Here is a 12,950-nt window from a genome sequence, read left to right on the forward strand (position 1 = left end):
GAAGACCCGGTAACCGTCAACGCTGCCACTCGCTCCGCTCCGTGCAGGCTCCGAGCCACTGCGGCCATCGCCTCGGACGCGGCGGCCGGGTCTAGCACTCCACTGCCCCGCACGCGATCGACGGACAGACCGGGATGGCTACGGCCGACATGAGCCCATGCGTCGAGCCTGAGCCCCGCTCTTCTTCGCCATGGTCGCGGAGGGCGCGCACATGCGCCTTCCCGCGTGCGCCCGCTGGAACGTGACCGAATCCGATCCACCAGGATGTGACCTGCGTCCGCACCGCAGCGAGGGGGAGTATCGGCCTCTGCTTGCTGCTGTGCGCCGCCGCCGCTCACTCACACGAAGAAGCCTCCTCCTGCTGCTACTGATGGATAGGACAGCAGGTTGTCCGTGGCATTCTTCGCGTGAGGCGGCAGCTCCACGCCCCCGGGACGGTTTCGGCGACCGGCTTGTCGATCCGAGGGAGCGCTTCCATATGCTTGGTGTTGCGCACGTCCTGATCGGCGTCGGTCGTGAACTGTTCCACCGATCCGGAACGCTGACCGGCGAGTGACGTGCGTCTCGTCCGGGCCGGCATCCAACCACCGGACGTGTCCCACGAGCCGGAAAGGCAGAGGAGCACAGTGAGCACAGCAGAATTGGCACAGTGGAACTCCGAGGAGGCTCTTGCGGAAGCGATGATCCCGATCATCGGTGGCTTACACCGCACGCGCTCGGTGACCATTCTGCTTCACAGCCGCTCCCTGGTGAACAAGTCGGTCATCAGCATCCTGCGAACCCATCGTTTCGCCCGACAGATCAGCGGCGACGAGCTGTCCGTCGAAGAGACGTTCCCTTTCCTCGAGGCACTGACGCATCTCGACCTCCGGCCCTCCAAGATCGATCTCGGACTGCTGGTGATGAACTACCGGGCGAACGGCGACGGAGTGTCGATCCCTGAGTTCGTTGCACGCAGTCTTGCCGAACTGGCCGGTACCGCTCCGACGTCTCCGCAGCCGCAGGATGTGATCCTGTACGGATTCGGGCGCATCGGTCGACTGGTGGCTCGACTCCTGATCGAAAAGGCCGGCTCGGGAAATGGATTGAACTTGCGCGCCGTGGTGGTCCGAAAGGGAGGTAGTGACGACCTGACCAAGCGCGCCTCGCTGCTGCGTCGCGACTCGGTCCACGGGCAGTTCAACGGCACGATCAAGGTCGACCCAGAGAACAACACCCTGATCGCCAACGGCAACGTCATCAAGTTCATCTACAGCAACGATCCGACGAGCGTCGACTACACCGAGTACGGCATCGACAACGCCATCCTGATCGACAACACCGGGATCTGGCGCGACCGCGACGGGCTGTCGCAGCACCTCCGCCCGGGTGTGGCCAAGGTGGTGCTCACCGCGCCCGGCAAGGGCGACGTGCCCAACATTGTGCACGGCGTCAATCACCGCGACCTCGACCCGACCGAGAACATCGTCTCGTGCGCATCGTGCACCACCAATGCCATTGTCCCGCCCCTGAAGGCCATGGACGACGAGTTCGGTGTCGCGCGAGGCCACGTCGAGACCGTGCACTCCTTCACCAATGACCAAAACCTGCTGGACAACTACCACAAGGCCGATCGGCGCGGCCGATCGGCGCCCTTCAACCTCGTGCTCACCGAAACAGGTGCCGCGTCGGCCGTGGCGAAGGCGCTTCCCGGCCTTCAGGCAAGGATCACCGGTAACTCGATCCGCGTACCCACCCCAGACGTCTCCGTCGCCATCCTCCACCTTCAGCTGGGGCGTGAGACCACCAAAGATGAAGTGCTCGAACATCTTCGTCAGGAATCGCTGACAGGCGCACTGAGTCGGAATCTCGACTACACCGCGGCAACCGACGCCGTGTCCAGCGACTTCATCGGTTCACGCGCGGCATGCATCATTGACGCCAACGCGGCAATCGTCGACGGTGACACCGCCATTCTCTACGTCTGGTACGACAACGAGTTCGGTTACTCATGCCAGGTGGTGCGTACCGTCCAGTACCTCTCGGGCGTGGAGTACGCCGTCTATCCCGTCACGGGCAGCGCTGCCGTGGAGCCGGTCGGTTCGCCTGCCACTGCCCAGTGACATCGCACCTGCGAGGGGTCGTCTGCGGGGTGAATGCCGTAGCAGCAGCGGTATGGGACCGAATCGTGGAGAGTTCTTCAACGGCACCACGAGCGTCTACCGGGCTGAATCGGGCATGCACGTCCTGACGGACGAACTGTCGCCTGTCACGTACTGGCGATTCACGGTTCCGGAAGGCGAACCGCCGAAGGACTCCCACGCCACGGTCGAGCTGCGCTGCACGTGCATCCGTTCGAGGACTTCAACGGCCGAGCGGTCCGGGTGAGGGTCGCCGAAGCGATGCGGCGGCTGGATTTCCCGTTCTCGAGCTCAGCGTCGAACGGGACACCGCCCCACATGCCCGGTATGTGGCGGCGCTGCGGGAGTGGGATCAGCACCGGTCATTGGCTCTGCGGTGCGAATTCTGGCGGGACGTTCGTTTCGCATCGTCGGACGATCAGAACTGAGGGCCCTGCCTGCGACGCAGCATCGAGCCGGGGGAGCAGGAATGCCGCCCGTGAGCTCCGGTCAACCATGCCGGGCAAGCACGCCCAGCAGGGCTGCGAGCGAGTACGAACGCGGCTGTGCTGCGGGCTGAGCCGAGTACCTCGACTACAAAGCGGAACAAGCGCCTCCCGAGTGCGAAGACCCGGGGCGGCGGTGTCGAGCCGTAGGCCCGGTCCGCTGCGATGCGAATGCTGCATTCGTGGCATGGATGCAGCGCACGCATGTGTCCGCCAGCGCGTGTCATCGATCGGAGTGCGGGGTATGCCACGGCGGCGTCGGTGCGATGCAGGTCTGTTCGGAGCAGGATGCGGTACTCGGAACGGCCGTGGGTGTTCAGTAGCGGGCGGGATGGCCGGCGTCGTCCCAGTCGGGCAGCGGCGGCACCCGGGTGGCCAGGACGGTATCGGCGAAGATCAGCGCGACGGCAAGGGTGCGGGCCACCGGGCGGAGGACCAGGGTGGAGATCATCGAAACGTGCCTTCTTCCTTCTGCGAGTGGTCGCCTGGCGACGGGGAGGGGGTCCGGACACCCCGCCCCAGGGGAAGGCGGGGCGTCCGGGAGGGCGACTCGTCGGCCTGAGATGCGCGCGCACCGCCGGCAGGGGGTGGCGGTGCGCGGCAGCGGGCCTCGCCGAGTCGACGGCGACGGTCGTGCAACCTTCAACCACATTTACGGCACTCGGTGCAGAAAATCAATCCGGGGCGTCCCGGGATGCCGGCGCGAAGGCCCGAGCGGTGCGCCCGGCCCCGGCGCCCCGGACCGGTGACAGTCGGCAGGCCCGAGGACGGTCGACCTCCTGCGCCGTGTCGGCAGTGAGCGAATCGAAAGTACGCGGGTGGAGAGATGCGGGCCCTCGAGGTGCGCACCTGTCTCCGGTGCGCATCGAAGGGGATCCGGAAGGGGAAAGTGGCGTCGCTCTAGGCTGACCTCTCGTGCACGCTTTCGTCGATGAGAACACCGTCCGCGGCATCCTGGTGGTGGCCGCAGTGGCGGATCCGTCGGCGCCCGATCAGGCGCGCAGAACGTTGACGGCGCTGAGAATGAAGGGTCAGGAACGGATCCACTTCAAGTCCGAGCGCGATGCCCGCCGACGCACGATCTGCTCGGCCCTGGAGACATTGGACGTGCAGGTGCACGTCTACGACGCGACCGGGCTGACACCCAAGGTCGGGCGCCCACGATGCCTCGAGGCACTGGTGGACGACCTTGCCGAGCTGTCGGTCTCGCGTCTGGTGCTCGAGCAGGACGATTCCACCGTCAAGTCCGATCGCCGCACGTTGTTCGACGCCACCGGCAAACACGGGATCCGGGATCGGCTGACGTATCACCATCTGCGCGCCAAGCAGGAACCGATGCTGTGGATTCCCGACGCGGTCGCCTGGTGTCTGGCCAAGGGCGGCGAATGGCCTGCCCGGGTCCGGCCGTTGATCACCAAGACCGTGGCAGTGCGGTAGAAACGCGAAACCCGGCTCACCAACCGTCCGGAAGGCTGCCGGGTCCACTTCACCGGAGCTAATGCCCCGTGCACTCATCACAGTGCCAGACAGACAGATTTGGTGCAAGCACCAGGCCAGAAAGGTGCAGGTGAGGGCCGTCGGCAGCAAGTACGCCCCTTTGAGGGTGCAGCATCAGACCAGTGAGGATGCGGGGCGCACCAGCCGGTGGGACTACGACTACACCGGCGGCGACGCGCTGGGCGCGCCGATGGACACGCTCGCAGACAAGCGTGTAGCAGTGATCGGAACCGGCGCGACCGCGGTGCAATGCGTGCCCGAACTGGCCAAGTACTGCAGGGAACTGTACGTCGTCCAACGCACACCGTCGGCTGTCGACGAACGGGGAAACCACCCGATCGACGAGAAGTGGTTCGCGCAGATCGCGACACCCGGTTGGCAGAAGCGCTGGCTGGACAGTTTCACCACCATCTGGGACGGCGTGCTCACCGACCCGAGCGAGTTGGCGATCGAACACGAGGACCTCGTCCGAGACGGGTGGACCGCGCTCGGCCAGAGGATGCGTGCGGCCGTCAAATCCGTACCGATCGAGCACTACTCGCCGGAAAATGTGCAACGGGCACTCGAAGACGCCGACGACGAGCAGATGGAGCGCATCCGCGCCCGCGTCGACGAGATCGTCACCAATCCCGCCACCGCCGAGCAGCTCAAGGCATGGTTCCGTCAGATGTGCAAGCGTCCGTGCTTCCGCGACGACTACCTGCCGGCGTTCAACCGGCCCAACACACCTCGTCGACACCGACGGCAAGGGGGGTGGAGCGCATCACCGAACACGGCGTGGTCGTCGCCGGCGTGGAGTACGAGGTCGACTGCATCGTCTACGCCTTCGGGTTCGAGTTCCTCGGCACCGGCTACACCGACCGTGCCGGATTCGACCCGACCGGACGCGACGGGGTCACGCTGTCCGAGCATTGGGCGCAGGGCACACGAACCCTGCACGGCATGCACACCTACGGATTCCCCAACCTATTCGTGCTCCAGTTGATGCAGGGCGCAGCCCTCGGATCGAACATCCCCCACAACTTCGTCGAAGCCGCCCGCGTCGTCGCTGCGATAGTCGATCACGTGCTGAGCACCGGCACCTCCAGCGTCGAGACGACGAAGGAAGCCGAGCAGGCGTGGGTGCAGCTTCTCCTCGACCACGGCCGGCCCCTCGGTAATCCCGAATGCACTCCCGGCTACTACAACAACGAAGGCAAACCCGCCGAATCGAAGGATCGGCTCAACGTCGGCTATCCGGCAGGCTCGGCGGCGTTCTTCCGCATGATGGACCACTGGCTTGCGGCGGGCAGCTTCGACGGCCTCACCTTCCGCTGAGTGCCCCGGCCACTCCACGCCGGATCCCGTCGACCCGACGGGATCCGGCGCCACCACCACCCACCCAGATCTCGAGGACACCACTATGGATGAACCGACCATCGGCGGATACTGTGACGACCGTTTCGCCGCCGTGCGCCACCTTTTCGAGCAGAACGTCTCGTCCGGGGAAGAACTCGGCGCCGCCCTCGTCATCGACATCGACGGAGAGACGCGCGTCGACATCTGGGGAGGATTCCGCGACCAGGCCCGGTCCACGCCGTGGACCGAGGACACCATCGTCAACGTGTGGTCGAGCACGAAGTCGGTACTGGCGTTGGCGGCACTGATGCTCGTCGACGCCGGCGAGCTGAACCTGGATGCACCCGTCGCGCGCTACTGGCCCGAGTTCGCCGCCCACGGCAAGAGCGACATCGAGGTCCGGCACATCCTCTCGCACACCTCCGGGGTGTCGGGCTGGGAGCAGCCCTTCGTCCTCGAGGACATGTACGACTGGGACAAGTCGACGACCCTGCTCGCGCAGCAGACGCCGTGGTGGCCGGCGGGTTCGGCCGCCGGCTACCACGCCAACAACCAGGGCCACCTCGTCGGAGAAGTCGTCCGCCGCATCACCGGTCAGCCGTTCAAGGAGTTCGTCGCCACACACGTCGCCGGTCCGCTCGGTGCCGACTTCCAGATCGGCGCCCGCGAGAACGATGGGGGCCGTATCGCCGAGATCGCCGCACCGCCCCCCTTCGAGATCGACCTCGCCGCACTCGATCCCGACAGCGTCATGGTGAAGACGATGACAGGACCGGTAGCCGACGCGAACGCCGCCAATACCCCCGGGTGGCGGCACGCCGACATGGGAGCCCTCAACGGTCACGGCAACGCACGCTCGCTCGCACGGATCCTCTCGACCATCGCGCTGGGCGGTGAGAGCAACGGCGTCCGCCTCCTCCACAGCACCTCGATCGACAAGATCTTCGAAGAGCAGAACAACGACGTCGACCTTGTCCTGGGTGTGCCGTTCCGGCGGGGCATCGGATACGCGCTGCCGCGCCACGACACCATGCCGAGCATCCCGGACGGTCGGATCTGCTTCTGGGGTGGATGGGGTGGATCGATGACAGTGATGGACCTCGACCGCCGAATGACGTTCACCTACGCGATGAACAAGATGGGGCCGGGCATCATCGGATCGGCCCGGAGCGAGCAGTACCTGCGCGCCACCTACGACGCCCTCAGCGAGACGGCCACAGCGTGACACCCCTATACCGAGACGACCCCGAAACGAGGGCCGCGCACGGCATGCACGCTCGATCTAGGGTGCACTCTCCTACGGCCTGCGACTGATGCTCAAACTGACCGATGGTCAACCGACGCTCCCGGAGTCTGCGCTCCGCCACCGGATTATTCGACGGAGCGCTTCTGTGCCCACGAGGGAACCCAGCGCTGGATGGCTTCAGTTGGCTTGTCGCGCGCTCGACGGAGAGGAACTCTCCCACTTCTGCTGCGCTGGGGAACGCAGGTACACCTTCCCCAGCCATGCGGTCTACGCGATCTGGAACCGGTCGTCGCCGAGTTCGACTTCGATACGCAACGTGCCGCCGACCGCGTCGACGTAGCGACGGAGTGTGTCGAGTTGGATACGGTCGAGTTCACCGCGCTCGATGGTCGAGACCCGGTTCTGCCCCACCTCTAGCCGCTCGGCCACCTGCTTCTGGGTCAGAGGCTGTGCCTTGCGCAACACTTTGAGTCGGTAGGCGCGGACCTGGTCGAACATCCGAGCCTTGCGCGCCTCGACCGGGTTCCGTCGCACCGGGCGCTTGGCGAGCACGTCTTCGAGGCTGATGCCCATCGATCTCACTTCCCTTCGAGTCGGTTCAGGTGACCGTCGAAGCGATCGTCGGCACGGGGGGATGTTCACCCGGTACCACTTGTCCCACTTCCCGGCCTTGTCGCCGGCCACCAAAAAGATCGCCTTGCGCTGCGGGTCGAACGCGAACAGCACGCGCAACTCCGATCGGCCATGGTCGCGCGCACCAGGTCGTCGCCGCCGGGATCGGGCTGGCTGGCCTCCGGTGCCGGTATCCGAGTGTCACCAGACGGTGCGCCGGGTCGCCAACGCGAAGGCTCGGGTTCCCTCTCCGGTGACGGTGTCCGCGGCGGCCACCCGATAGGCGGGGAGAGTCACCGGATGCGCCGGCCACGCCTCATGCTCCAGCGCTTTTCGGACATGTATCGATAGCTCCGGTTCGCGGAGGCAAAGACGCATCGAGACTGCCGACGGTACGTCGCTGGAGCTGACCGACGCAGTGGTCGGCTATCGCCTTCGCGGCGCGCGTTCAGGGGCGCGAGGTCGCCTTCCGCACGGTAACCGTGAGGGCCGGTTTCTCCTGGCCCGGCGTACGCAGCGGGGTCAGGTCTTCCCACATGGCGTCGACCATCGGCTGCAGGAACAGCTGGCCTACTTGGCGGATCATCGTTTCGATGATCTGGGTGGCTTCGTGGCGGTCGGTCGAGGCGAGGCCGGCCTCGCGCAACGCCACCACCTCGCGCCGGGTGAGATCGGTGAGTTTTTCCAGGAGCGTGTTGCGGGTGTCGCCGGGTTCGAGCAGGGCGCGGCGCATGTAGTTGACGACCTCGGGATGCGCGTCGAGCATGCGCGCCACCGCGGCGTCGCGGGCGGTGGCGATCTGTTGGGGTGTGCCCTGGTTCGGGGCGTGCGCGATGGCGTGGGCGAAGTGGTCGACGACGTGGTCTTCGACGGCGGCGCGGATGCCGTCCTTGGTGCCGAAGTGGTGCACGAGCAGACCGACGGTCACCCCCGCAGCGGACGCGATCGCACGCATCGAGGTGCCGTCCTCGCCCTTGGTGCCGAACAAATCGAGGGCGGCGTTGCGGATGCGGGCCTTGGCGGTCAGATCGTTCGTACTCATCCGCGGGTCGTGTCCTGGCTCCATCCGATTCCTCATTTCTCAGCAGCATAGCGACGTAGCTCTTCCTATACAGTCATCCCGTCTGCTATACATTCGTATAGTACCTGATGGGAAGGTTCCCCATGACCCGCATTCTCGACGGCATCGATGTCGTCACCCTCGCCCCCAACCTGCCCGGCCCGCTCGCAGCCCATCGCCTCCACCGACTCGGCGCCCGCGTGACCAAGGTCGAGTCGCCGGCCGGTGACCCACTCGCCGGCGTCGCCCCCCACTGGTATGCAGAACTGGTTGCCGGCCAAGACATCGTGGTGCTGGATCTGAAGGATTCCGACTCCCGCGTCCGCCTGGACGGCATGCTCGACTCCGCGGACCTGCTCGTCACCGCGATGCGTCCCTCCGCTGCGCAGCGCCTCGGTCTGGGTCAGGTGACCGCGACTTTTCCTCGCCTCGGCCATGTCGAAATCGTCGGCTACGACGGCGAATTGGAGGAAATCGCCGGACACGACCTGAACTACCAGGCCGCGTACGGTACCCTCACTCCACCGTCGATGCCCACCGTTCCGGTCGCCGACCTGCTCGGCGCCGAACGCGCCGTGTCTGCTGCCGTGCTCCTTCTTCTCGAACGCACCGCTACCGGACGCGGCGGGCGCCGTCGGGTCGTCCTCGACCACGCGGCGTCCGATGCGGGTGCCGCGGTTCGGCACGGACTCATGGGCACCGGTGCCCCGCTCGGCGGCGCCCTGCCGTCCTACCGGATCTACCGGGCAGCCGACGGCTACGTGGCGCTGGGTGCACTCGAGCCCCATTTCGCCACCCGCCTCGCCGAAGTCCTCGGCGACGAGTTGACCCACGAGGGTCTCGAACGGTTCTTCGGCACGCACACCGTCGACGACTGCGAACGGCTCGCAGTCAAAGCCGACATTCCCCTCACGCGCATCGCCGCCGCGTGACCAACCCCCACCTGCAGGAGGAAACCACTACCATGCGCGAAGCAGTGATCGTCGGCGCGGTGCGCACCCCCGTCGGCAAACGAGGCGGAGTCCTCAGTGCGTGGCACCCGGCCGACCTGCTCGGCCACACGCTGCGGCATCTGGTCGAGCGCACCGGCATCGACCCGATGCTGATCGACGACGTCATCGCCGGCTGCGTGCTCCAGCACGACCAGCAGTCCTCCAACATCGCCCGCCACGCCGTCCTGTCGGCCGGGCTGCCGGAATCGGTGCCCGCGGTCACCGTCGACCGACAGTGCGGCTCGGGTCAGCAGGCGGTGAGTTTCGCCGCCCAGGGCATAATGGCCGGCACCTACGATCTGGCCGTCGCGTGCGGTGTCGAATCGATGTCGCAGGTGTCCATGCCGTCCGCGTTCCGGCCGGGAGCCCCGCTCGGCCCGCAGTACGGCCCTCTCGAACTCGCCCGCTACGACGGCGGTCTGATGGCGCAGGGCCCGTCGTCGGAGCTGATGAACGCGCGGTTCGAGCTCACCCGCGCCGCACTCGACGAGTACAGCATCCGCAGCCACGAACGCGCCCTCGCCGCCACCCGCGCCGGCCGATTCCGCGAGCAGCTGGTGCCGATCACCGCCGATCCGCACAACCCTGCGGGCGAGGCGATCACGGCGGACGAGGGGATCCGCGACCATCTCGACCCAGTGAAGATCGCGTCGCTGAAGACGGTGTTCGCCGCCGACGGGCGCACCACGGCGGCGAACTCGTCCCAGCTCAGCGACGGCGCCGCGGCGATGCTGATCGCCGACCGCACATTCGCCGAAGCCCACGGCCTGATTCCCCGCGCCCGCTTCCGCGCACTGACCGTGGCAGCCGCCGACCCGATCATCCAGTTCACCGCCGTCCTCGACGCCACGCACAAGGCACTGAAGCGTTCCGGGCTGAGTGTCGAGGCCATCGACCGTTTCGAGGTCAACGAGGCCTTCGCCGGCGTGCCGCTGATGTTCGCGCAGGAGTTCGGGGTGCCCGAGGACAAACTCAACGTCAACGGCGGCTCGGTCGCGATCGGCCACCCGCTCGGCTCCACCGGCGCCCGGATGCTCACCGACCTGCTGTGCGAACTCGAACGCTCCGAGAGCCGGGTGGGTCTGCAGACCATCTGCGAAGCGCATGGCACCGCCAACACCACCATCATCGAACGCATCTGAGAGGCACCGTCATGGCACAGGAGATCGTGAAGGGTCTGCCGTCCACCCACGGCGATCACTACCAGCTCAACACCACCACCGTGATCCGGCACTCCGCCCGCACGTACCCGGAACAGGAGATCGTCTACCGTACCGCCGACGGTGGCTGGGACCGTTACACCTACGCCGACGCCTACACCCGGATCATCCGCAGTGCCAACGCGCTGCGCTCGCTCGGGGTCGGTCCGGCCGACGTGGTCGGCATCTTGGACTGGAACAGCAAGCGGCATTTCGAGCTGTATTGGGCCATACCCGGCCTCGCCGCGGTGATGCTGCAGATGAATCTGCGTCTGGTCCCGGAGGATCTCGGCTACGTCACCGGTCACAGCGAGGCGTCGGTGGTGCTGGTCGACGAGTCGCTGCTGCCGGTCGCCGAAGCGCTCGCCCCGTATACCCCGGGTGTGGAGACGTGGGTGGTGATGACCGACAAGCCGATGTCGGAGATCGACACCTCCCTGCCCGGGGTCGTCCATTGGGAAGATCTCCTCGAGGCCGCCGAACCGGAGATCGACTGGCCCGTGATCGACGAGACCTCCACCTACAGCGCGTGTTACACCACCGGCACCACCGGACGCCCGAAGGGTATCTACTACTCACACCGCGGCATCTGTCTGCACACCCTGTCCCAGGCCGCGAACCTCGGGATGCGCAGCGACGACGCGGTCATGCTCATCACCCCGATGTTCCACGGACAGAGCTGGGGTCTGCCGCAGTCCGCGGCCTACAGCGCCGCGAAGATCGTGCTGCCCGGCCGCTACGTCGCCGAGGACACCTCCGTGCTGGTCGATGCGATGATCGCCGAACAGGTCACCGTCGCCAACGGCGCACCGGCGATCTTCCAGCCCATGCTCGACTACATCACCACCCTCGATCACGCGCCCGACTTCCGGCGCACCCGCCTGCTCTCCGGGGCGACCGAACCGGCCCTGTCGTTGATGCGCGGCTTCTACGAGCGCACCGGCGCCGACGTCATCCACGCCTACGGCGCCACCGAGACCACCCCGTTGGTGACGGTCAACGGCGCGCTCAAGCCGTCGCTGCGCGGCAAGATCTCCGACGAGCAGAAGTGGGATCTCAAACGCTCCCAGGGCCTGCCGATCAACGGCATCGACATACGCATCGTCGATGGCGAGGGCAACGATCTGCCACACGACGGCACGAGCCAGGGCGAGGTGTTGTTGCGGGGTCCGTGGATCATCGAGCGCTACCACAAGCTCGACGACGACGCCGACAGATTCCTCGACGGCTACTGGCGCAGTGGCGACGTCGGCACGATCGACGCGAACGGTTACCTCAAGCTCACCGACCGACTCAAAGACGTCGTCAAGAGCGGCGGCGAATGGATCTCCTCGATCGACATGGAAAACGCCCTCGTCGGCCACCCGAAGATCAAGGAAGCCGCCGTCATCGGGGTCGCCCACCCGAAATGGCAGGAACGCCCCGTCGCCCTGGTGGTGACGGTCGACGGCGATGAGCTCGACCTCACCGACATCCATAGCGTCCTCGACGGCACATTCGCCAAATGGCAACTCCCCGACACCGTGCTCTACGTCGATGCCCTGCCGCGTACCAGCGTCGGCAAGCTCGACAAGAAGAGCCTGCGTGCCCAGCACGCCGACCTCTACACGGAGACCCGATGACCACGACAGTCCTGCAGACCACTCGGCAAGGTGCGGTGGCGGTCCTCGCCCTGCACCGCCCCGCCGCGAAGAACAGCCTCGACGCCGAACTGCTCGCCGCGCTGACCACCGAACTCGCCGACATGAAGAACGACGACACCGTGCGGGCGGTGGTGCTCACCGGCGCCGACGGCGTGTTCTGCGCCGGCGCCGACATCACCGCCTTCGACGCGCTACGTGAGCAATCGTTGCTCGGTGAGCGCACCGCATCGGGCGGCGACATCTGGGCCGACCTCGGCACCTACCGCAAGCCCGTCCTCGCCGCCGTGGAGGGCGTCGCGCTCGGCGGCGGCTGCGAACTGGCGCTGGCCTGCGACATCGTCATCGCCGGCACGTCCGCGAAATTCGGGGTACCCGAGGTCAAACTCGGCGTCATCCCCGGCGGCGGCGGCACCCAACGACTGATCCACGCCGTCGGCAAGTCCAAAGCCATGGCGATGCTGCTGACCGGCGACGCCATCTCCGCACAGAAGGCATACGACGCCGGCATCGTCGCCGAGCTCGTCCCCGACGGCGAGGCCCTCCCCCAGGCGCTGACGATCGCCGAACGCATCGCGAAGAACTCACCCCTGGCGGTGGCCCTCGCCAAGGACGCGGCCGTGCGCGTGTACGAGACGTCGCTGTCGCAGGGACTCGAGCACGAAAAACGCAACTTCGACCTCGCGCTGCGCTCCGCGGACAGCCGTGAAGGCCAAGCCGCCTTCCTCGCCAAGCGCGCCCCCGCATTCACCGGAAGGTAG

12 protein-coding genes and 1 pseudogene are annotated in these 12,950 nt (G+C 66.6%); 9 read left to right on the plus strand and 4 right to left on the minus strand.

All coding sequences use genetic code 11. From position 1 onward, the window contains the following. Positions 1 to 626 precede the first annotated feature (626 nt). Positions 627 to 2,102 carry a glyceraldehyde-3-phosphate dehydrogenase gene (locus JYA75_RS03585; RefSeq protein WP_102799200.1) on the plus strand — a complete coding sequence of 492 codons (1,476 nt, stop codon included), beginning with the start codon at positions 627 to 629 and terminating at the stop codon, positions 2,100 to 2,102. Between the two features lie 819 nt (positions 2,103 to 2,921). Here the strand turns inward: JYA75_RS03585 and JYA75_RS29075 are convergent. After that, on the minus strand, positions 2,922 to 3,056 hold the full coding sequence (locus JYA75_RS29075) for a hypothetical protein (protein ID WP_006937388.1): 135 nt from the start codon (positions 3,054 to 3,056) through the stop codon (positions 2,922 to 2,924). A 464-nt stretch (positions 3,057 to 3,520) separates the two neighbouring features. Here JYA75_RS29075 and JYA75_RS03590 point away from each other — a divergent pair, with 464 nt between their 5' ends. The 4 genes from JYA75_RS03590 to JYA75_RS03605 all read left to right on the plus strand — a co-directional run bounded on the left by JYA75_RS03590 (position 3,521) and on the right by JYA75_RS03605 (position 6,665). Then, positions 3,521 to 4,042 (plus strand): hypothetical protein, encoded by a 522-nt coding sequence (locus tag JYA75_RS03590; protein WP_102799199.1) that lies wholly within the window; start codon positions 3,521 to 3,523, stop codon positions 4,040 to 4,042. A 166-nt stretch (positions 4,043 to 4,208) separates the two neighbouring features. Further along, on the plus strand, positions 4,209 to 5,087 hold the full coding sequence (locus JYA75_RS03595; protein WP_206020489.1) for a hypothetical protein: 879 nt from the start codon (positions 4,209 to 4,211) through the stop codon (positions 5,085 to 5,087). Beyond that, on the plus strand, positions 5,045 to 5,419 hold the full coding sequence (locus JYA75_RS03600; protein WP_203329698.1) for a hypothetical protein: 375 nt from the start codon (positions 5,045 to 5,047) through the stop codon (positions 5,417 to 5,419). Before JYA75_RS03595 ends, JYA75_RS03600 begins: the two co-directional genes overlap by 43 nt. Before the next feature lie 85 nt (positions 5,420 to 5,504). Continuing rightward, the gene (locus JYA75_RS03605; protein WP_203329699.1) at positions 5,505 to 6,665 is read left to right on the plus strand and encodes a serine hydrolase domain-containing protein; all 1,161 of its coding nucleotides are present in this window, start codon (positions 5,505 to 5,507) and stop codon (positions 6,663 to 6,665) included. Between the two features lie 288 nt (positions 6,666 to 6,953). On the opposite strand, the gene JYA75_RS03610 is transcribed toward JYA75_RS03605, so the two are convergent. The 3 genes and pseudogenes from JYA75_RS03610 to JYA75_RS03620 all read right to left on the minus strand — a co-directional run bounded on the left by JYA75_RS03610 (position 6,954) and on the right by JYA75_RS03620 (position 8,364). After that, complete coding sequence (locus tag JYA75_RS03610) at positions 6,954 to 7,259, minus strand: XRE family transcriptional regulator (RefSeq protein WP_044476017.1); 306 nt, start codon at positions 7,257 to 7,259, stop codon at positions 6,954 to 6,956. A gap of 5 nt (positions 7,260 to 7,264) precedes the next feature. Next, positions 7,265 to 7,451: pseudogene (locus tag JYA75_RS03615) on the minus strand (type II toxin-antitoxin system RelE/ParE family toxin); the annotation flags it as partial. Between the two features lie 295 nt (positions 7,452 to 7,746). After that, entirely contained in the window at positions 7,747 to 8,364 is a 618-nt protein-coding gene (locus JYA75_RS03620; RefSeq protein WP_102799196.1) for a TetR/AcrR family transcriptional regulator, read from the minus strand. A 98-nt stretch (positions 8,365 to 8,462) separates the two neighbouring features. On the opposite strand from JYA75_RS03620, the gene JYA75_RS03625 reads away from it, so the two are divergent. The 4 genes from JYA75_RS03625 to JYA75_RS03640 are packed head-to-tail and all read left to right on the plus strand — an operon-like array spanning position 8,463 to position 12,950. Further along, positions 8,463 to 9,290, plus strand: coding sequence for a CoA transferase (locus tag JYA75_RS03625; RefSeq protein ID WP_029547289.1), 828 nt, complete (start codon positions 8,463 to 8,465; stop codon positions 9,288 to 9,290). A 32-nt stretch (positions 9,291 to 9,322) separates the two neighbouring features. Further along, positions 9,323 to 10,492 carry a thiolase family protein gene (locus tag JYA75_RS03630; RefSeq protein WP_203329700.1) on the plus strand — a complete coding sequence of 390 codons (1,170 nt, stop codon included), beginning with the start codon at positions 9,323 to 9,325 and terminating at the stop codon, positions 10,490 to 10,492. Between the two features lie 11 nt (positions 10,493 to 10,503). Then, positions 10,504 to 12,171 carry a long-chain-fatty-acid--CoA ligase gene (locus JYA75_RS03635; protein WP_203329701.1) on the plus strand — a complete coding sequence of 556 codons (1,668 nt, stop codon included), beginning with the start codon at positions 10,504 to 10,506 and terminating at the stop codon, positions 12,169 to 12,171. Next, a complete protein-coding gene (locus tag JYA75_RS03640) occupies positions 12,168 to 12,950 on the plus strand; it encodes an enoyl-CoA hydratase-related protein (RefSeq protein ID WP_203329702.1) in 783 nt (260 codons plus the stop codon). The genes JYA75_RS03635 and JYA75_RS03640 overlap by 4 nt, the downstream gene beginning before the upstream one ends.

It is taken from the genome of Rhodococcus sp. PSBB066 (genome assembly GCF_017068255.1).
GTDB lineage: Bacteria > Actinomycetota > Actinomycetes > Mycobacteriales > Mycobacteriaceae > Rhodococcus > Rhodococcus aetherivorans.